Below are 18,061 nucleotides of genomic sequence, written 5' to 3'. Positions count from 1 at the left end.
CCACCCACGGGGCTGCCGACCAGCAGCTCCGTGAGCCTTTCCCTCCCTGCCTCGCCATGCTCTCCCCGGCACCGCCTCTGAGTGTTAGAGAAGCATCTAGAGAAGAACAAGAGGTTGAGTAACGCCATGATCGACACCCTCCTGTCCAGCATTGGACACGTCTTCACGCTGACGCATCTGCTGTTCATGATGGTCGGTATCTTCGTCGGCCTGCTGGTCGGAATCATTCCCGGCCTGGGTGGCATCGCCGGCATGGCCCTACTGCTGCCCTTCCTGTATGGATTGGACCCGGGCTACGCCCTGGGCATGCTGATGGGCATGGTCGCCGTCATTCCCACCGGCGACACCTTCGCTTCGGTTCTGATGGGGATCCCCGGCTCCAGCGCCTCGCAAGCCACGGTGCTCGATGGTTTCCCGCTGGCCAAGAAAGGCCAGGCAGCCCGCGCACTGACCAGTGCCTTCCTGTCTTCCCTGTGTGGTGGCGTGATCGGTGCCATCATCCTGACCGGCTTCATCCTCGTCGCACGCCCTCTTGTACTGGCCTTTTCGTCAGCCGAATTGTTCGTGCTGACCTTGCTGGGCCTCACGATGGTTGCCGTTCTCTCCGGCAAGAACCTGTTCAAGGGCACCGCAGCCTGCGGCCTCGGCCTGCTGGTCGGCGCCATCGGCGCCGCTCCGGCGACCGGCGAGTACCGCATGAACCTGGATATCGACTACCTGTACGACGGCGTGCCGCTGATCGTGCTGGGTCTGGGCATCTTCGCCCTGCCGGAAATCGTCGAGCTGCTGCTGGGACGTGGCAGTATCGCCAAGGACGGCAACACGGACCTGGGCAAAGGCTGGTCTGCCGGCATCAAGGATGTGGTCAAGAACAAGTGGCTGGTTGCGCGCTGTGCCGGTATCGGCAGCCTGATCGACACCATTCCGGGCCTGGCGGGCTCCGTGGTCGACTGGATCACCTACGGCTTCGCGGTCAAGAGCGCCAAGGACCCGAGCCAGTTCGGCAAGGGTGACATCCGCGGCGTCATCGCGCCGGAATCCGCCAACAATGCCTGCGCCTGTGGTGCCATGGTGCCGACACTGCTGTTCGGGGTGCCAGGCTCCGGCACGGCGGCGGTCTTCCTGGGCGGGCTGTTGCTGCTGGGACTGGAACCCGGCGTGTCGATGATCACCACCAATCTGGACATGACCTACACCATCATCTGGTCATTGGCGCTGGCCAATATCCTGGGCGCGGGCCTGTGTCTGATGCTGGCGCGTCCGGTCGCGCAGCTGACGCGTGTGCCCTTCGCCATTCTGGCCCCTGCCATCACCGTTCTGATCCTGTTCGCTGCCTATCAGGCCAGCCGCTCACTGGGTGACTGGGCCGCGCTGGGCATGATCGGCATGATCGGTGTACTGTTCAAGAGTGCTGGCTGGTCGCGTCCGGCCTTCCTGATCGGCTTCGTGCTGGCACCAGGCGCCGAAAACTACTTCTATCAGAGCATGCAGTTCCACGGCGCCGAAGCCTTCTTGCGTCCGGGCGTACTGATCATCCTCGGCCTGATCCTGCTGGCCTTCTTCCTGCCGGTGATCCGCAAGGCGATCATGCGTCGTCGGCAGACCCATGAAGTGGTGGAGAGCGCACCGTCCCCGGAAGAAGATGTGCTGGAATCGCGTGGCTTCGGTGGCGTCGACTTCCTGCTGCTGTTGATGATGGGCGCAGCCGCCCTGTGGGCGCTCTATGACGTCAGAAATCTGATGCCGCTGGGCAAGGCCTTCCCCACGCTGGCCGCCTTCATCACACTGCTCTCGGTGATCGCCGTGGTCTTCAATGGCTGGCGTCGTGGCATGATTCGCGTCCAGCAACCGGCCTTCAAGGCAGTGGGTGTGGTACTTGGCTTCTTCGGACTGATCGGTATCAGTGCGCTGCTGGGCTTCGTCTCCACCGCCGTGCTGTTCTGCCTGGGCTTCCAGCTCACCATTGCACGCAAGTCGCCGCTGTTCGCAGGACTCTTCGCGCTGGGCGTGGCAGTCTTCCTGCTCGGCATGCAGGCGGCAATGAACCTGTACTACCCGACAGGTTTGCTGGATGACGTGGTACTGCCGATGGTTCCCTTCCTGTAAGACCAGCTCGCATCACCAGCAAGATGCAGCACTGAACCTTCGAGTACGACATACGCAAGCGGGCACCCATGAGGTGCCCGCTTGCGTATTGTGACAATCTCAAGCTCGCTTTCAGGTGCTCGTCACCATTGCGGCTCAATCGACGCGATGAAACCTGGCGCGGGCCTCCTGTGGCGACACCCCGAAATGACGCCGGAAGGCCGTGGCGAAGTTGCAGGCATGGGCATACCCCACTTGATGCGCCACCTGCTGAATGCTCACTCCACGGCGCAGAGCCTGCTCGGCACACCGCATGCGACACTCACGCTGATAACTGCCCAGCGACTGCCCGAAGGCCTGGCGAAACTTCTGGCGCAAGCCGGAGGGGCTCATGCAGGCCACTCGTGCCAGCTCCTCCAGCGAGTACGCGCCATGCGGCACGGCAGCAAGGCGCTGGCGTACCGCCTCCAGGTGTCGACAGACGCTGTGGGGTCGCGATGGGGACACTAATGACGATGCGGGAGACGCCGGTACATCCTGTGCCTCACCAGCGCGGCGCTTGAGCGCCGCCCCCAACAACTGCAGCGCAATCCCCTGCCATTCCAGCATATCGCCCTCACAGGCGGTGAACGCCGGCGTATCGCAATCTCCTTGCGGTCCCTCACCATCAGGGGCTCTGACACGCTCATCCAGTTGCTGATGAAGCCAGCGCCCCGGTGTCCAGCCCAGCGGCTGAGAATGACGCGCGCACGGCAATGCATCCCAGTTCGCCAGACCCCGCCGCACCTGTAGGGACTGACTGGCCTCATCCTCTAGGTACAAACTGATACAACGCAGGCGGCCTTGAGGATGGTAGCTTTTCAGCGTCGCTGGCGCAGACTGCGTACTCGGCGGGCGGAAGATCCCCCCTTGCCCCGCGAACAAGTCGATCCGCGCGCCGTCCAGGCCTGATAGCGTCAATCGTCCTTCCAACACCAGGCAGAGATAGAGGCCCTCATGAAACTGATGCTGGCCGTGATAGGCGCGTGACACCTCTAGATCACACAGCGTCAGATGCGCGTCTCGCCAGGGATGCAGGTCATGCACCTGCCCCTCGCAATGCGGATATTTTGCTGCTCGCCAGCCTTGCCGCTCGCTGAGCGATGAAGGGCGCTGTTGAGGCGAGGCCATGACGCGGCGAGTGGTCTGACTGTCGGCCATGTCTCCAAGTGGCTCTGCCATGTCGCTGCAAATCCCTGCATTGTGAATCCTGGTGAAGGCCTACCGCCTGCTGCGGGCCGCACTGACGGCTGAATTTACGCACGTTGCCACTCAACTGCCATGCCCGGCCGCGGCTTGCGAATATAGCGGGCGCCCACAAAATACAATGAATGCCTAAAGCAAAACAATCTCATTATCATCTAAAATTAGTTCTTGTCTCATATAAAGTCTTGCCCACCTTCTGTACTTCTCGAGTCAACGGCACTTTTCCAGACAGACTGGCAAGCTTGGCCAGCAGGCAGAAAACTCTGCGATAATTCACGGGTTTGACAGTACTGCGTCGTATGTCACTAATAGATGCCTTCCCCCTAGGAGCACGCCTCATGTTTCTGTTGATCCTGTTTGCTGCCGTCGCGATCGGCATCTCATTCATCTGCTCCGTGCTCGAGGCGGCGCTGCTGTCGCTCTCCCCCAGCTATGTGGCAAGCCTGAGAGACCAGCACCCCAAGCGCCACGCCGCACTGGCCAAGCTCAAGGACAATATCGACAAGCCGCTGGCCGCCATCCTGACGCTCAACACCATCGCGCATACCGTCGGTGCCACGGGGGTGGGCGCACAGGTATCGGCCGTCTTCGGGGAAGCCTGGGTCGGCGTGGCCTCGGCAGTGATGACGCTGCTGATCCTGGTGGCCTCGGAAATCATTCCCAAGACCATCGGTGCCACCTACTGGCGTCAGCTGTCGCCGATGCTGCCCGGCGTGCTCAATGTCATGGTCGTCGCGCTCAAGCCGCTGATCTGGCTATCGGAGTTGATCACCTCGCGCATTGGCAAGGATGCGCATGACATCGACGTACGTGGCGAGATCAAGGCATTGGCGCAGATGGGATTGGAGAAGAAGGCGCTGGAAAATGACGAACAGCGCGTCATCACCAACATCCTCAATCTGCATGAGATGAAGGTGCGTGACGTACTGACGCCACGCCCGGTCTGTCAGACGGTCAGCCCCGAGATGAGCGTGGCCGAATTCAATGACCAGCTGGCGACCTGGCCCTTCAGCCGCTACCCGGTGATGACCGCCGATGAACGCACGCTGGGCATGATCCACCGTGCCGACGCCCATCAGGCAGAGCCCACCACTCCCCTGAAGGACCTGATGCGCCCGATCAGCGAACTGCATGCCGAGGACAACGTCGAGCAGGCCTTCGGGCTGATGCAACGCGAGCGCCAGCACCTGTGCGTTGTCTATGACAACCTCGGCAACTGGCTGGGCGTGATCACGCTGGAAGACGTGATGGAAACGATTCTCGGCGAGGACATCATCGACGAGACGGACAACGTGGCCAATCTGCGCCGCTTCGCCCGCCAGCGCTGGACCAAGCGTATCGGCGCCAACCACGCCGAGAGCCACCAGGACTAGGATCTCTCTACTTTTCTGCCCCCTCCCTCTGAGGCGAGAGTCCCGCGAAGGTCGCTGCCAGCCACGACCATCGCGGGACTTTTTTATTGCCGTCGCTTGATACCGTCTGATAACCGACTGATTTCTCTTGAGAATGCCCAGTCTCAACCAATCGAATAATGTCTTTCCACACATCTCTCGGTAATCAAGCTCCTGACTCGGTGCTAACGTTGATTACACACGACGGGCGGCGATCGAATCGGGGTAACATCATGATATACAACAAATTTACGACGTTCCGTGCTGAACGGAAAGGCGCCATTCTGTATGTGACCTTCGATTATCCGCCGGTCAATATTCAGGACATTCCCATGCTGGCCGACCTGACCATGCTGTCGCAGAAGCTCGAGCGGGACAGCGATACCAAGGTGGTGGTCTTCCAGTCAGCCAATCCAGAGATCTTTGTCGCCCATGCCGACGTGGACTTCCTCAAGGACATGTCGACGCATGCGGTTCATCAGAGTGAGGTCAAGCTGTTGGACCTGCAGGTGGTCCTTGAGCGCATCAGCCGCCTGCCCCAGGCGACCATCGCCAAGATTGAAGGTTTTGCCCGCGGTGGTGGTCACGAATTTGCCCTGGCCTGTGACATGCGATTCGCCGCACGGGGCAAGGCTCGTTTCATGCAAATGGAAGTCGCAATGGGCATTCTGCCCTGCGGAGGCGGTGCCTCACGCATGGCACGTCAGGCAGGCCTTGGCCGAGCGCTGGAAATCATCCTCAGCGCCAAGGACTTCGATGCCGATCAGGCCGCCGAATACGGCACCATCAATCGTGCGCTGGACCCGCAGGAGATCGGCCCCTTCGTCGACTCGCTGGCCGAGCGAATCTCCTTGTGGCCATCAGCCGCCATCAACGCCTGCAAGCAGGCCATCTACGCCTCCATCGACAAGCCAATCGAAGATGCCTTGAAGGAAGAGGCCTATTGGCTCTATCAGGCCACCAGTCAGACCGCCGCCATCAAGCGCTTCCAGAATGCCTATGACAGCGATGTCGAGAACGACATGAACGCCCAGCGCAACTGGGATCAGATCGTGATCGATGTCCAGTCCATCGTCTGAGAATACGTCCTGCAACGTAAGCAAGGATGCCCTTTAGGGGAGTGGCAACACTCCCTCTTTTTGGATTCTTCCACCCTGTTCCGGAGCTACACCATGCATATCGATGACCACTCCCTGTGCAATGACTTCCCTCAGCAACGTGAACTCATTCTGCGCCTGATCAATGGCAATGAAGAGTTCGCCCGCATCGCGGAAGCCTATACCCGGATAGATACCGAGATTCACGCCCTGGAAGTCGATGAATCACCGATCGGCGACGACGCCATGCACCAACTCAAGCACCAGCGCAGCCTGCTCAAGGATGGGCTGTACGAGCGAATGATGGCGGCTGAGTAAAGCGACGACTGCTCATTATCTGGAAAGACCCGCTGATTGTTATCCATCTGCTTGTGTGACTGACTAGCTCTAGAGATTGCATGATCAGCTGGCCTTTGCAGGCAGGCTAACCTTTTTTCGGATATAGAAATGCATACTTCCCCCTTTAACAGGCCTACGACAGACATCCAGATAATCCAGTTTCTGAATCATCGCTCCAAGCTTGCTGGCACCATGATCAGACGGTTTGAAGTCAGGCATCTTCTTCTTTAGATAACTTCCCACTGCTGATAAGGGAGTCCAGCCATCTTTCTGCTGCAGTTCATTCACCGCATTCAAGATATGCGACCTCAACTGCCTCTGTGCCTTGGTCGGCTTGACGAGCGCTACCGGCTCAGCAGCTGGTTTGCTGACTGGCATGGCCGGGACAGGCTTCTCAGTAGCTTTGCGCAGTCCTTCGCTGAAGATGAATGTGTCACACGCAGACACGAATGGCTGAGGCGTCTTGTCTTCACCGAAGCCATACACCAGCATGCCGCTCTCTCTCAAACGAGCCGCCAGGCGCGTGAAGTCGCTGTCCGAAGAGATGAGGCAGAACCCCTCCACGTTCCCCGAGTACAGCAAGTCCATGGCATCGATGATCAACGCAGAGTCAGTTGCATTCTTGCCCTGGGTATAGCTGAACTGCTGAACGGGATGAATGGCATGACGCAGAAGATGCTCTTTCCATGGCGCAAGATTCGGCGTCGTCCAGTCTCCGTAAGCCCGCTTTATGGTGCTGATTCCCAATTTTGAAATCTCTGCCAGCAACGCTTCGCAGATAGCAGCCTGCGCATTGTCAGCATCAATAAGTACCGCCAATCTATTGCGTCCTATCTGTGACATGTATCGCTCCATGATGTACGTCACTGAAATCCTGTTATCTCTCCTGGAGATAATATGTCATGTAATGACCATGATGATCACCAGATAAGTCATGCCCTTGGCAAACGCCTCCTGGCCGGTGTCAAATCCCTCTATCAAGGCACCCATCAGCACCCTCACTCGCCGAGGAATAATCTGCGTCTCCGGGCGGACGATGTAGATGCTGGCATCTACGCCGTCCCCACGTATGTCCTCCAGCAGCGGGACCAAGCGTCCAGAAACCAGGTCATCGGCGATCAGGTACTACGGTAGACAGGCAACGCCATGGCTACCAGACAGGCGGCGTGCAGGGTTTCCAGAGAATTTGAGAGGAATCCTCAGTTCCTGAAATGCCAGGTTCAGTGCCACATTCTGTATCAGGTAAAGTGCCTGCCCCATGCAAAAAGAGACATCTCCCATGACAGACCAGCCGACAGCCTCCGCCCTGTTCACGCCCTTCACGTTGCCAAGCGGCCGGGTGCTCGCCAACCGAATCGTCAAGGCGGCGATGTCGGATTCTCTCGGCGATGGCACGGGACACCCCAGCGAGGCACAGATGCGCCTTTACGAGCGCTGGGCAGAGGGTGGCGTGGCGGCGTCACTGGTCGGTGAGGTACAGCCTGACCACCAGCATGCCGAGAAACCGGGCAATCTGGTGCTCAACGCGCAATCCGATCTCGCGGCCTTCACGCAACTGGCCCAGCGCGGTCAACAGCACGGTGCAGACCTCTGGCTGCAGCTCGGCCACGCCGGTGCGATGGCCTACCCACCGACCAGCACGGCGCATGGCCCCAGTGCACTGGATATTCCCGGGCTACGTTGCGAGGCCATGAGCCTTGAGGCCATCAAGGCATTGCCCGCGGCCATGGCAACGACGGCGCGCCTGGCCCGTGACGCCGGGTTTGGCGGGGTACAGGTACATGCGGCACACGGCTTCCTGCTCAGCCAGTTTCTGTCTCCCCTCTTCAATCAGCGCACGGATGACTACGGCGGCAGCCTCGACAACCGCATGCGGCTGATGCGGGAAGTGATCATTGCCGTGCGTGAGGCCGTCGGCCACGACTTCCCGGTCATGGTGAAGCTCAACTCCAGTGATCAACTGCAAGGCGGTTTCGAGGAAGCCGAAGCGCTGCAGGTGATAGCAGCGCTCGATGGGTTGCCCATCGATCTGATTGACATCAGTGGCGGTACCTACTTCCCCGGCGCCAGCTCCGCGTCAGATGCCAGTGCCAGCGGCCCCTACTTCGTCGAATTCGCCAAGCGTGCACGCGAGGTGACAACCCTGCCCCTGATGGCAACCGGCGGCTTCAAGACACTCGCCCAGGCCGAAGACGCCGTGGTACAGGGAACCGTCGACCTCGTCGGCCTGGCCCGCCCTCTAGCGCTGCACCCGTCACTACCCGCCCTCTGGCAGGCCGGAGAATGCCCCGCACCAGAATTTCCGCGTTTCAGCGCGCCGCCGGAAGGCGGGGTGACAGCCTGGTATACCTTGCGCCTGACGCAGCTGGGTGAGGATCGTGAGCATGAATCACTGGGCGAACTGGAGACGGTGCTGGCCGACTATGAAGCCCGCGACGCCGCACGCGCCGAGACCTGGAATGCGCACTTCTCGAGCTGAGTCGCTCTCAGTAGGTCAGACGAAAAAATAGAACAGACGCAAAACGCCGCAGCGCTGACGCTGCGGCGTTCATGTTTCAGTCTCTTGCGATGGTGCAAGTCAGATCGTGGAGAACCACACCAATGAAGCGTCTTCAGGCAGCGTTGTGCACACTGACTGAAGGCGCTTCACTGCCGCCCCTGTTTCCCTGCGACTTGCCTTGGCGCTGATAGCTGCCCTTGCCCTTGCGCGCCTTTACCACGCGTTGCTTGAACATCGGGGTACGCAGCACCGCCTTGAGCGCGTTGTCCTGCACCTTTCGCTTGTGGGTCATCGTGATGATCTCCTGTCGTCGATGAATCAACACCGCGACTATAGACCTCGCCAAGCACAAATCAATCCTTGGCGAGGGGCTGAGCACTGAAAATACAGCGTCGACAACTCAACGCCATGGATCGTGTTTCCAGCGACTCAAACGTGAGTCAATGACGGGGTCATGCTCGGGTCACTCAGCATCATCAGCGCCTGAGGCTGCGCGATGATCCGCTCCGGCGCCATGCTGGTCAGCCGCTCGGGGCTCTGCCATCCCCAGCTGACCGCAGCGGCACGACATCCTGCCTCGTGCGCGGCGCGAATGTCGCTGACAGCGTCGCCCACCATCCAGCTGCGCTCCACCGCCACGTGCGGCGCTGCCAACAGACGCGCCAGCTTGGCCCCCTTGCTGCCCGCGATCTCACCGCCCAGCACCTGTGACACGCAGTCCGACAGGCCGGCGGCGGCGAGCGTGGCACGAATCATCTCGCTGTGATTGGCCGACAACACCATGACGTCACCCTGCTCGGCGAGTGCCGACAAGGCCTCGCGCATGCCAGTGAAGACCGCCGGCGGCGTCGCCTGGCGGGTATAGGCAAAGACATGCGCGGCAAAGCGCGCGACAGCCTCGTCCGTGAAGCCCTGCACACGCGCCATCTCCTCAAAGGTCACGTTGTCCAGCGACTCCCAGCTATCGCGTTCCAGCACGATCGTCCGCCCTTCCAGGTGCGCCGCATGTTCACAGGCCTTGAGGCACAGTGTCAGGCTGTCGGCTATCACACCATCAAAATCAAAGACATATAACGCTTTGTTCATTCTTTTGCTGCCTCAGCTGCCTGCAAGGTGTTGCTCAACGGCTCGCGCTCGCGAGTCGGAATCCGCTCATCGCGCTGCAGAGCGATCAATTCATCGAGCGCCTCCAGCGACTGGGCGGCCTCGAGCGTGTCGTGGAAGAAATAGCGGCGACTGTCATCCATGTAGAGATGCAGGTGATTGACGATCTGCTCCTCGCCTATCATCAGCACGCCATAGGCCGGCGGCTCATGACTGCCGGCGAGACAGTCCGCCGCGGAGACCAGATCCAACCCAACCTGATGATTGACGCCCGGCAAGGTCGAGAACGAGAGCCCCCGCCAGACACCGCTGGCCGGACGATGCACATGCCCGAACAGCAAGTGCTCGACGTTGCCATGCCGCTGGATCACGTCATGCAGCGCCTGTGAATTCTGCAAGCGAATGTCATCCATATAGCGGATGCCGAGGGCCATGGGCGGATGATGCAGCGCCAGCAGGATACGGCGATCGTGATGCGCAGCCAGACAGGCATCCAGCCACGCCAAGCGAGACTCACACAGCAGACCGCCATGCTCCCCCGCGACGGCCGAATCGAGCATCACCAGCACGCAATCATCGGCGTCGGGGCCGAAGGCATGCGCATACTGCACGAAGCCTCCGTCATCACAGGGCAGCTCCGGGAAGGCGGCCTGCAGTGTCTCACGCGCATCGTGATTGCCCATGCCGAGGAAATACGGCATCGACAGTTCTTCCAGTACCTCACGCAGTGCCTGGAAGGCGGCCGGCTCACCGCGATCGGTCAGGTCACCGCTGATGATCACGCCCTGAGCATCGCCGTGGTGCAGATTGATATCAGCGACAGCAGCGGCCAGCCGTGCACGTGGGTCCAGCCCGTAAAGTCGCTTGTCAGGAGCGACCAGATGGGTGTCGGTCAGATGAATCAGTTTCATGCTATCGCGCGTTCCATGAGTGCCACCTTGAGGGGCTGCCATTATCAAGCCCTCAGGTGACGACTGCGTGACGCATGCCACACTCTCTTCGCACAAAGCCACTCGGGTGCATGGCACCTATCAAAAACGCCGCAGCGCTGAGCGCTGCGGCGTTTTTGATAGGTGCGGGTCATGATGCCAGGAGCATCACGGCGTCTTCTTGCTCTCGAAGGACGCTTTCTCGTGGCGCAGGATGTTGGCGCTCAGCGCAATGCAGGCGCCAGCGGCAACCAGCAGGCACACCGCCACGGCACCAGAGTTGCTGAAGAAGAAGGCGTAGTTGCCAGCGTGTACCACAGTATCGACAGTTTCCATTGCAAGACTCCTTGCGAAAGCGGATATCGTTTGGGTCTACCAGTACTGCAATAACGGGGCCAGTCCGCACTTATCTCGACAGACTGACCCTTTCAGGATGTGCGCCGAGGCTCAGCTACCAGGGCTCAGCTGATGTCCGGGCGCTTGTCCATGGGCGCTGCCACCACCCCACCGGAACGTGCCGGCACACTCGAAGATGACTCAGTTGCCATACTCTCCGGGTAGGCCTTGGCCGGGACTTAGAACAGGTCCAGCCCCAGTACCTCGACATGCGGCGGTACGCGCAGCAGGTTGAACTTCTTGAGCAGATAGGCCACGCCCCAGCCCGGAATGAAGCCCGTCAGTGCCATCACCACCGCGCCGGTCAGCTGGCCGGTGAAAGAAACGTCCGGCACACCTTCGCCGACATTCGGGAAGCCGGCCTCGCCCTGCCAACCGCGACGCGTCAAAGATTGCAGCAAGCCATCAGGGATATCGGTCGCGATCCCGGCGCCCGACAGCAGGTGTCTGACACGAGCGGCACGCCAGATGGCGTGCTGATCGCCCTCACGCCCCTCCCTGAAAGAGGGATGATGGACAGAGAGGAAACGGGCAGAGTGACGACGGGCGATGACTGGTTATGGCTCGGTGAGTCGACAGCCGTCGCACTCGAATCGCGGCACGCGAGCGCCGTCATCGACGCCCTGAGCCGTGGCCTGGCACTGCATCAGCAGCAACAGGCGCGTCACGCCGAAGACAGGAAGGCAGCGGTGGCAGAGGCGCTGAAGAACGAGCGCCGACATCTGGCAGCGGAGCTGCACGATACCCTCGCCCAGGAATTGAGTTATCTGCAGATGCAGAGCGCACGCCTGAGTCGCGCCGCCCGCCATGCGTCACAGGAGGTGCAGGCACTGGCCGAGGACGTGTATACCCAGGCCCGGCGCGCCTTGCGCCAGACCCGGGAGCTGATCAACGGCGCGCACGCCACCTGGGGTGACGCGCCGCTGGCCCGCGTGCTGGATGACTTGATCGAGGAATTCGAGACACACTCAGGCATGGTGTTCGAGCTCGACAAACGCATCCAGTCACTGCACCTCCCCGATGCCCAGGCCCTGCAGGTAATGTTCATCGTGCGTGAAGCGATGACCAACAGCGTGCGCCATGCCCGAGCCACCCACCTGCGCCTGCAATTGCTCTACCAGTCTTCAGGGCCTCATCAATCTTCAGGGCCTCAGCCGGCGGAGCGGGTGTTGCTGACCATCGAGGACAACGGCTGCGGATTTGATCTCGCCGATATTCCCCCTGCGCACCTCGGGCTGGGCATCATGCAGGATGGCGCACGCCAGCTCGGGGCCGACTTTGCCATCACCCAACCCCGCCAGGGCGGTACCCGCGTGATACTGAGCTGGGAGCGCCACGACACATGACCGTGACTCGCCAGATGTCCTCGACACACCAGACACCCTCGACACCCCCGACACGAGTCGTGCTCGTCGACGACCATCCGCTGTTTCGGCGCGGGCTGGCCGAGCTGTTCAGTGAAGGTGGCCTGTTCGAGGTCGTGGCCGACTTCGATGACGGCAGTGACCTGCTGGAGACCCTGCCCACCCTTGCCCCGGAGCTGGTGATCGTCGACTGGCAGATGCCACAGCTCGATGGCCTGACCCTGATGCGCCATCTCAAGCAGCATGATGCCACTCTCAAGGTAGTGCTGCTGACCGCCTCCGATGACAGCCGCCACCTGCTGGATGCCATCCAGCAAGGGGCGGATGGCTACCTGATGAAGGACACCGACCCCGAACGCATTCTCGAGCGTCTGCAGGCCGTGGTCGACGGCAACTGGGGCTGGAGGAAGAGACCTTGCTATTGCTCGCCCGGCGTCTGCAGCAGGACCACCGCCAGCGCGAACGACACTCCCAGGCACCTACACATCAACAGGAGCACGAGCAGGAGCAGACTGAGGCGCTGCCCGCCGCGGCGAATCCTCCCGCTGGCGCCACACGAGGAGTCAGCGACTCAGGCGACGACCACGCCGCTGGCCTCCTGACGCGTTCCGATCACTGTTCACTAGAACTTCTGTTCACGGGGACGCGAGTCAGACGAGGCTGCACCAACGACTTGCTGGCAGCAGGTGGAGGGACAACAGGCGGAGGGGCTCCCTCCGCCTTTTCCTGAATCGAAACATCTTCAAAAACTCATATAGCCCCGCATTCATGCAACACACGTCTTACGCTAGCGATTGAACGCCCCACTTTCCCGACACTTCACAAGGACATCCGATCATCATGCGTATCACGCTCTACTTCCTGATCTCGACCCTGTGCGAAATCGGCTGGGCCACGGGCCTGAAGGTCGCCGACAGCCCGCTGGAATGGGCACTGACGGTACTGCTGGTCATCATCAGCCTGAGTCTGGTCACCCAGATCGCCAAGACACTGCCCGCCAGCACCACCTACGCCATCTTCGTCGGCCTGGGCACGGTCGGCACCGTCGTCGCTGATCTGCTGTTCTTCGATCTCGAATTCCAGTGGTCCACGCTGGGCTTCGTGGTGCTGATGCTGATCGGCATCATTGTGCTCAAGACGGCCCCCAGCGCACCTGCTGACAAGCGGGCTCAGATGAATGCCACACCACAGCCCACCTTCAATGAATGAACAGGAGTGACAGCATGGATTGGGTCTATCTGATCGCCGCCGGCTGCTGCGAGGTCGTCGGCGTGACCGGTTTCAACCAGTACGCCAATCAGCATCGCCGCATGGGCGTGTTGTTGGTCGCGCTGGGCTTCAGCTCCTCCTTGAGCCTGCTGTATCCTGCCATGGACACCATCAGTCTGGGCATTGCCTACACCGTGTTCTCCGGCATCGGCACCGTGGTCAGCGCCATCATCGGGGTGCTGTTCTGGCGCGAGCACTTCTCGTTTCGCCGCATGGCCTGCATCGGCGTCATCTTGCTGTCCATCGCCGGTCTGCACCTGTCCGGCGGGCATTGAGCGACAATCGACGGCTGATTATTGCAACTTATGCAATGACCAATTGCCGACCGGCGCCTTTTTCTGCCCGTGCCAGTGCACTAGCCTCGTGAACCAGCCTCCCGGACTCGGCACTGAAGGCATCAGCCTGAGTGCCTGTCCCTGCGGCATCCTCTGACAACCCATCGTGAAGGAGGTCTCGTTCATGTCAGCGCCCGTCCCTACCCGCATGGCGTTCGTCAATTATCAGCTCGACCGCCCGGAAGGTCTGCAGATCAAGGTGGACCCGAACGGCGAGACCGGTCGCCGCATCGAGCCGGAGCATGACCGCCGCGGTGTCAGGCTGCAGGACCTGCGCTCCACACCGCCCAGCTTCGCCTCCCAGGGGTTGCTGTTTCTCGACACGCCAGAACTTGCCGTCGATGTACGCGATCCCAAGGTGCGCAATCACTTGCACACACCGGCCATCGAGGCATTGCTCAAGCAGCAGCTCGGCGTCAGTGAAGTGCAGGTGTTCGACCACACCCTGCGCGGGTTCGAGGGGGAGCGCGTGCCGGCACAGCATGTGCATGTCGACTACTCGCCGCGCTCTGGCCCGCAGCGCGTGCGCGATCTGCTCCCACCCGAGCAGGCGGAGCAGTGGCTGAGCGGCCACTACGGCATCGTCAATGTCTGGCAGCCGGTCGAGCAGGCCGTCGCACGTGACCCGCTGGCCTTCGCCGATACCCGGAGCGTGCAAGACGAGGACTGGGTCAACATCGAGATCCTCTATCCGGACCGCTGCGGCCAGATCCAGGGCCTCGTGCACAATCTGGCTCACCGCTGGTACTTCGCCTCCGAGATGCGCCCCGACGAAGCCATCATCTTCAACGCCTTCGACAGCGCCGGCAAGCCACCGGTCGCGCATACCGCGGCCGAGCTGCTCGATACGCCCGACGATGCGCCGACACGCACCAGTCTCGAGACGCGGGTATTGGTCCGCTATCCCGACTGAGATGCCACGGCCGTTGGTTGATAACGACTGGCTAGTGGCGGCTGAGCGCCGCGGTCGAGATGGCAGACACCTGGCCCATCTGGGTAGCTGCTCCTCTCTCGCCGCTCGCCCGCCCCTATCGGCACTCGCCGCCAGATGACCGTCGTCCGGGCTTCCCTCCTTGCAGGCCTGGCGACCAACGCCTGGCGGCCACCGCGTGGCGGCCACCACGTTCTCGTCATACATTCTTCGTCATTCAGGAGCTTTGCCATGAGCTTGTCTTTCCATGTCGTCCGCCACGAACGCGGCTTCTCCCCCACGCCACTGCCCATCTGGACCGACAACGGCGACGTGTCTGATCTCTTCGAGGCCGACGCGGCACCAGAGGTGGTCCGTCAGGAGGTCGAGGGCGTCCCGGGTGCCTTCCAGCTGCTCAATGTGCTGACACCCGCAGAGGCCGACCACTTCGTCGCCGCGCTTGAGGAAATGGGCTTCCAGGAAGATGCGCCCGTCTCCCTGCCGCGTTCGGTACGCCACAACCACAACGTCAACTGGGTCGTCAGTGAAGCGGTCGATCAGGTCATCTGGCAGCGCTCGGCGCCGCTGGTGACCGAGCAGATCCAGGGCGAAGGCGCCAAGGGCATCAATGCGCGCTTTCGTACCTATCGCTACGAGGCCGGCGACTTCTTCAAGCCGCACACCGATGGTGCCTGGCCGGGCAGTCGCGTCATCAATGGCGAGATCGTTCAGGACGCCTATCCAGGCCTGATGAGCCAGTACACCTTCCTCATCTTCCTGAGCGATGGCTATACCGGCGGGCGCACCGAGTTTCTGGTCAGCCGTCGCGACCCCGGCAAGCCGGCCCAGTCGCAGGATGATATCCAGAAGGTCTCGGTCTCCACGCCCAAGGGTGGCGTACTGTGCTTCCCGCATGGCTCGCATCCGCAGCACTGCGTGCATGCCAGCGAGCCGATCCGCGACGGTGCCAAGTACATCATCCGCAGCGATATCCTCTACTGATGGCTGCCTGAGCATCAGTGGCCAGGCGCCGCTTGGCAGGTGCCGCCCGGTAAGTACCCAGCGCGCAGCCTGAAAACACGAAGGGCCCGATCTCTGGAGACCGGGCCCTTCGTGTTTTCCTGCGTGTCGTTCACAGGGCGTGTCAGCAGGACAGCCGCTCGCGGCGGGCGAGCAGGAAGTCGACCCAGGCACGTACGCGCGGGTTGTGCTGATTCTCGCGCGCGAAGACGACGTGGATACCGGTGTCGAAATCCGATGAAGTGACCTGAAAGTCCTCCAGCACCGCCAGCAGGCGGCCACTTGCCAGCTCTTCCCGAATGGCCCAGAGCGGTTGCACTACCACGCCGGCACCCCCAAGCGCCGCCTGGGTGAGAATGTCGGCATTGTTGGTGCGCAGCGCGCGAGCGCGCACCGAGATGCGATGCTCCCGCTCGCCTTGCACCAGCCGCCAGTGATGATTGGCGGTGGTATAGCTGAAGGTCAGCAGACGGTGCTGTTCCAGATCCTCAGGATGTTGGATAGGTGGCTGGGCGGCGAGGTAGGACGGCGCGGCCGCCAGCACGAAGCGCTGGTCACTGATATGGCGCGCGATCAGGCTGGAGTCTTCCAGATGGCCGATGCGCAGGGCCACGTCGAAGTGGTCCTCGACCAGGTCCACCCGCTGGTCGCTGCTGACGATATCCAGCGCCACCTCGGGATAGCACTGCATGAACTCGCTCACCAGCGGTGCCAGATAGAGACGCGAATAGCGCCACGGCACCGAGATGCGCAGCGGCCCCGCGACCCGCTCACTCAGCGTCTCCAGCTCATCCTCCAGTTGATCCACCTCGGCCAGAATGGCGCGAAAGCGGATCAGGGCGCGCTCGCCGGCCGGCGACAGCCGGACATGGCGCGTGGTGCGCACCAGCAGCGGCTCGCCCAGCTGGCGCTCCAGATGATTGACGTGACGCGTCGCCGTGGAACTGGCGATATCCAGCTCCCGCGCCGCTACATTGAAGCTCTGATGCTCCGCCACCTTGAGAAAGGTGCGCAGGCGTTGGGTCAGTTCGTTCATGGTGCTCCTGCGGTGCCCTCCATCGAAAGGTCGGCGTCCTGGTCGTGCAGCCAAGCGGCCAGACAGCCGGTTGGCGCTCACCAGCCGCGAGCATATCATCGACGCACCGCAGGATGATCGCGACACGAGGATGAACGACATGGACATGACAAGCAGCATGCAAGGACTCGCCGGCGGGGTCCTGATCGGTCTCTCGGCAGTGATGCTGATGGCATCGCTGGGACGTATCGCCGGTATCAGTGGCGTCACGCGGGGCGCGCTGCTGGAATCAGGCCCGGACCGCCGCTGGCGTATCGCCTTCGTGCTGGGGTTGATCAGCGGCCCACTACTCCTCCTGCTACTCAATCTTGACTGGGGCAATGTGGCCGCAAGCACGGATGCGTTGATCGGCAATCCCGCCAGCGGGGTACTGAGCATGACGTTCTCCGGTCTGCTGGTGGGTATCGGAACAGGCATCGGCGGCGGATGTACCAGTGGTCATGGGGTCTGCGGTATCGCGCGCCTCTCCCCTCGCTCGCTGGTGGCCACGGTGGTGTTCGTGGCTGTGGCCATGCTGACGGTGTTCGTGAGCCAACATCTGCTGGGGGAGTCACCATGAAAACGGTCATCGGCTTTCTCACCGGCCTGGTCTTCAGCCTCGGACTGACACTCAGCGGCATGACCGACCCTGCACGTGTGGTCGGCTTTCTCGACGTGGCCGGAGACTGGGACCCCACGCTGATCTTCGTGCTGGGCGGTGCCGTCATCACCACCTTCCTCGGCTATCGCCTCGTCTGGCGGCGTGGCACTCCTCTGCTGGGCGAGCGCTTCCAGCTGCCCACGCGTCGCGATATCGATGGGCGTCTTTTGCTAGGCGCGGCGCTGTTCGGTGTCGGCTGGGGGCTGAGCGGCTACTGCCCCGGGCCTGCCATCGTCTCCAGCAGCGCCATGACTCTGCCATTGGCGGGCTTTCTGGTGACGATGCTGCTGGGCTGGTGGCTGGCCACTCGCCTGACGCGCAGCCACTGACCCAAGTGCTACGCGACTCAAGAAAAAGCCACG

General features: G+C 61.6%; 20 protein-coding genes and 1 pseudogene. 13 read left to right on the top strand and 8 right to left on the bottom strand.

The genetic code is table 11. From position 1 onward, the window contains the following. Positions 1-126 precede the first annotated feature (126 nt). The gene (locus FLM52_07570) at positions 127-2,106 is read left to right on the top strand and encodes a tripartite tricarboxylate transporter permease (protein ID NVN55642.1); all 1,980 of its coding nucleotides are present in this window, start codon (positions 127-129) and stop codon (positions 2,104-2,106) included. A 135-nt stretch (positions 2,107-2,241) separates the two neighbouring features. Here FLM52_07570 and FLM52_07565 read toward each other — a convergent pair whose 3' ends face one another. Further along, a complete protein-coding gene (locus tag FLM52_07565; protein NVN55641.1) occupies positions 2,242-3,306 on the bottom strand; it encodes a helix-turn-helix domain-containing protein in 1,065 nt (354 codons plus the stop codon). A gap of 362 nt (positions 3,307-3,668) precedes the next feature. Between FLM52_07565 and FLM52_07560 the strand changes: the two genes are divergently transcribed. The 3 genes from FLM52_07560 to FLM52_07550 all read left to right on the top strand — a co-directional run bounded on the left by FLM52_07560 (position 3,669) and on the right by FLM52_07550 (position 6,136). After that, on the top strand, positions 3,669-4,703 hold the full coding sequence (locus FLM52_07560; GenBank protein ID NVN55640.1) for a DUF21 domain-containing protein: 1,035 nt from the start codon (positions 3,669-3,671) through the stop codon (positions 4,701-4,703). 251 nt (positions 4,704-4,954) lie between these two features. Further along, entirely contained in the window at positions 4,955-5,800 is an 846-nt protein-coding gene (locus FLM52_07555) for an enoyl-CoA hydratase/isomerase family protein (protein NVN55639.1), read from the top strand. Positions 5,801-5,893: 93 nt separating this feature from the next. After that, positions 5,894-6,136 carry a DUF465 domain-containing protein gene (locus FLM52_07550; GenBank protein NVN55638.1) on the top strand — a complete coding sequence of 81 codons (243 nt, stop codon included), beginning with the start codon at positions 5,894-5,896 and terminating at the stop codon, positions 6,134-6,136. A gap of 84 nt (positions 6,137-6,220) precedes the next feature. On the opposite strand, the gene FLM52_07545 is transcribed toward FLM52_07550, so the two are convergent. Next, positions 6,221-7,000 (bottom strand): NYN domain-containing protein, encoded by a 780-nt coding sequence (locus FLM52_07545; protein ID NVN55637.1) that lies wholly within the window; start codon positions 6,998-7,000, stop codon positions 6,221-6,223. A 57-nt stretch (positions 7,001-7,057) separates the two neighbouring features. Beyond that, on the bottom strand, positions 7,058-7,249 hold the full coding sequence (locus FLM52_07540; GenBank protein NVN55636.1) for a hypothetical protein: 192 nt from the start codon (positions 7,247-7,249) through the stop codon (positions 7,058-7,060). A gap of 187 nt (positions 7,250-7,436) precedes the next feature. On the opposite strand from FLM52_07540, the gene FLM52_07535 reads away from it, so the two are divergent. Continuing rightward, the gene (locus FLM52_07535) at positions 7,437-8,636 is read left to right on the top strand and encodes an oxidoreductase (protein NVN55635.1); all 1,200 of its coding nucleotides are present in this window, start codon (positions 7,437-7,439) and stop codon (positions 8,634-8,636) included. Between the two features lie 133 nt (positions 8,637-8,769). On the opposite strand, the gene arfA is transcribed toward FLM52_07535, so the two are convergent. The 4 genes and pseudogenes from arfA to FLM52_07515 all read right to left on the bottom strand — a co-directional run bounded on the left by arfA (position 8,770) and on the right by FLM52_07515 (position 11,442). After that, entirely contained in the window at positions 8,770-8,949 is a 180-nt protein-coding gene (gene arfA, locus FLM52_07530) for a ribosome alternative rescue factor ArfA (GenBank protein ID NVN55634.1), read from the bottom strand. A 137-nt stretch (positions 8,950-9,086) separates the two neighbouring features. Then, on the bottom strand, positions 9,087-9,743 hold the full coding sequence (locus FLM52_07525) for an HAD family hydrolase (GenBank protein NVN55633.1): 657 nt from the start codon (positions 9,741-9,743) through the stop codon (positions 9,087-9,089). Beyond that, on the bottom strand, positions 9,740-10,714 hold the full coding sequence (locus FLM52_07520) for a phosphodiesterase (protein NVN55632.1): 975 nt from the start codon (positions 10,712-10,714) through the stop codon (positions 9,740-9,742). The genes FLM52_07525 and FLM52_07520 overlap by 4 nt, the downstream gene beginning before the upstream one ends. A gap of 554 nt (positions 10,715-11,268) precedes the next feature. Beyond that, a pseudogene (locus FLM52_07515) lies at positions 11,269-11,442 on the bottom strand (ammonium transporter). Positions 11,443-11,595: 153 nt separating this feature from the next. Here FLM52_07515 and FLM52_07510 point away from each other — a divergent pair. The 6 genes from FLM52_07510 to FLM52_07485 all read left to right on the top strand — a co-directional run bounded on the left by FLM52_07510 (position 11,596) and on the right by FLM52_07485 (position 15,966). After that, positions 11,596-12,432, top strand: coding sequence for a hypothetical protein (locus FLM52_07510; GenBank protein NVN55631.1), 837 nt, complete (start codon positions 11,596-11,598; stop codon positions 12,430-12,432). Beyond that, on the top strand, positions 12,429-13,052 hold the full coding sequence (locus FLM52_07505; GenBank protein NVN55630.1) for a response regulator transcription factor: 624 nt from the start codon (positions 12,429-12,431) through the stop codon (positions 13,050-13,052). Before FLM52_07510 ends, FLM52_07505 begins: the two co-directional genes overlap by 4 nt. Before the next feature lie 238 nt (positions 13,053-13,290). Beyond that, positions 13,291-13,659 carry a QacE family quaternary ammonium compound efflux SMR transporter gene (locus tag FLM52_07500; protein NVN55629.1) on the top strand — a complete coding sequence of 123 codons (369 nt, stop codon included), beginning with the start codon at positions 13,291-13,293 and terminating at the stop codon, positions 13,657-13,659. Next, positions 13,656-13,994 carry a multidrug efflux SMR transporter gene (locus FLM52_07495; GenBank protein NVN55628.1) on the top strand — a complete coding sequence of 113 codons (339 nt, stop codon included), beginning with the start codon at positions 13,656-13,658 and terminating at the stop codon, positions 13,992-13,994. Before FLM52_07500 ends, FLM52_07495 begins: the two co-directional genes overlap by 4 nt. 184 nt (positions 13,995-14,178) lie before the next feature. Continuing rightward, positions 14,179-14,967 carry a hypothetical protein gene (locus tag FLM52_07490; protein ID NVN55627.1) on the top strand — a complete coding sequence of 263 codons (789 nt, stop codon included), beginning with the start codon at positions 14,179-14,181 and terminating at the stop codon, positions 14,965-14,967. Positions 14,968-15,216: 249 nt separating this feature from the next. Further along, positions 15,217-15,966 (top strand): oxidoreductase, encoded by a 750-nt coding sequence (locus FLM52_07485; protein NVN55626.1) that lies wholly within the window; start codon positions 15,217-15,219, stop codon positions 15,964-15,966. A gap of 142 nt (positions 15,967-16,108) precedes the next feature. On the opposite strand, the gene FLM52_07480 is transcribed toward FLM52_07485, so the two are convergent. Further along, the gene (locus FLM52_07480) at positions 16,109-17,179 is read right to left on the bottom strand and encodes a LysR family transcriptional regulator (protein ID NVN55625.1); all 1,071 of its coding nucleotides are present in this window, start codon (positions 17,177-17,179) and stop codon (positions 16,109-16,111) included. Here FLM52_07480 and FLM52_07475 point away from each other — a divergent pair. After that, positions 17,160-17,618 (top strand): YeeE/YedE family protein, encoded by a 459-nt coding sequence (locus FLM52_07475; GenBank protein NVN55624.1) that lies wholly within the window; start codon positions 17,160-17,162, stop codon positions 17,616-17,618. The two genes, FLM52_07480 and FLM52_07475, sit on opposite strands and share 20 nt — an antisense overlap. Further along, entirely contained in the window at positions 17,615-18,028 is a 414-nt protein-coding gene (locus tag FLM52_07470) for a YeeE/YedE family protein (GenBank protein NVN55623.1), read from the top strand. The genes FLM52_07475 and FLM52_07470 overlap by 4 nt, the downstream gene beginning before the upstream one ends. Positions 18,029-18,061: the final 33 nt, after the last annotated feature.

The sequence above is a fragment of the bacterium Scap17 genome, from assembly GCA_013376735.1.
GTDB lineage: Bacteria > Pseudomonadota > Gammaproteobacteria > Pseudomonadales > Halomonadaceae > Cobetia.
Note: the sequence above shows the minus strand (reverse complement) of the source record. Positions and strands in the feature narration are given on the sequence as shown.

Coding starts and splice junctions, on each gene's coding strand:
- FLM52_07510 (NVN55631.1), top strand. CDS start 11,596: ATGATGGACAGAGAGGAAACGGGCAGAGTGACGACGGGCGATGACTGG.
- FLM52_07560 (NVN55640.1), top strand. CDS start 3,669: ATGTTTCTGTTGATCCTGTTTGCTGCCGTCGCGATCGGCATCTCATTC.
- FLM52_07545 (NVN55637.1), bottom strand. CDS start 7,000: ATGTCACAGATAGGACGCAATAGATTGGCGGTACTTATTGATGCTGAC.
- FLM52_07520 (NVN55632.1), bottom strand. CDS start 10,714: ATGGCAGCCCCTCAAGGTGGCACTCATGGAACGCGCGATAGCATGAAA.
- FLM52_07570 (NVN55642.1), top strand. CDS start 127: ATGATCGACACCCTCCTGTCCAGCATTGGACACGTCTTCACGCTGACG.
- FLM52_07555 (NVN55639.1), top strand. CDS start 4,955: ATGATATACAACAAATTTACGACGTTCCGTGCTGAACGGAAAGGCGCC.
- FLM52_07550 (NVN55638.1), top strand. CDS start 5,894: ATGCATATCGATGACCACTCCCTGTGCAATGACTTCCCTCAGCAACGT.
- FLM52_07525 (NVN55633.1), bottom strand. CDS start 9,743: ATGAACAAAGCGTTATATGTCTTTGATTTTGATGGTGTGATAGCCGAC.
- FLM52_07535 (NVN55635.1), top strand. CDS start 7,437: ATGACAGACCAGCCGACAGCCTCCGCCCTGTTCACGCCCTTCACGTTG.
- FLM52_07480 (NVN55625.1), bottom strand. CDS start 17,179: ATGCTGCTTGTCATGTCCATGTCGTTCATCCTCGTGTCGCGATCATCC.
- FLM52_07505 (NVN55630.1), top strand. CDS start 12,429: ATGACCGTGACTCGCCAGATGTCCTCGACACACCAGACACCCTCGACA.
- FLM52_07495 (NVN55628.1), top strand. CDS start 13,656: ATGAACAGGAGTGACAGCATGGATTGGGTCTATCTGATCGCCGCCGGC.
- FLM52_07470 (NVN55623.1), top strand. CDS start 17,615: ATGAAAACGGTCATCGGCTTTCTCACCGGCCTGGTCTTCAGCCTCGGA.
- FLM52_07485 (NVN55626.1), top strand. CDS start 15,217: ATGAGCTTGTCTTTCCATGTCGTCCGCCACGAACGCGGCTTCTCCCCC.
- FLM52_07565 (NVN55641.1), bottom strand. CDS start 3,306: ATGGCAGAGCCACTTGGAGACATGGCCGACAGTCAGACCACTCGCCGC.
- arfA (NVN55634.1), bottom strand. CDS start 8,949: ATGACCCACAAGCGAAAGGTGCAGGACAACGCGCTCAAGGCGGTGCTG.
- FLM52_07490 (NVN55627.1), top strand. CDS start 14,179: ATGTCAGCGCCCGTCCCTACCCGCATGGCGTTCGTCAATTATCAGCTC.
- FLM52_07475 (NVN55624.1), top strand. CDS start 17,160: ATGGACATGACAAGCAGCATGCAAGGACTCGCCGGCGGGGTCCTGATC.
- FLM52_07500 (NVN55629.1), top strand. CDS start 13,291: ATGCGTATCACGCTCTACTTCCTGATCTCGACCCTGTGCGAAATCGGC.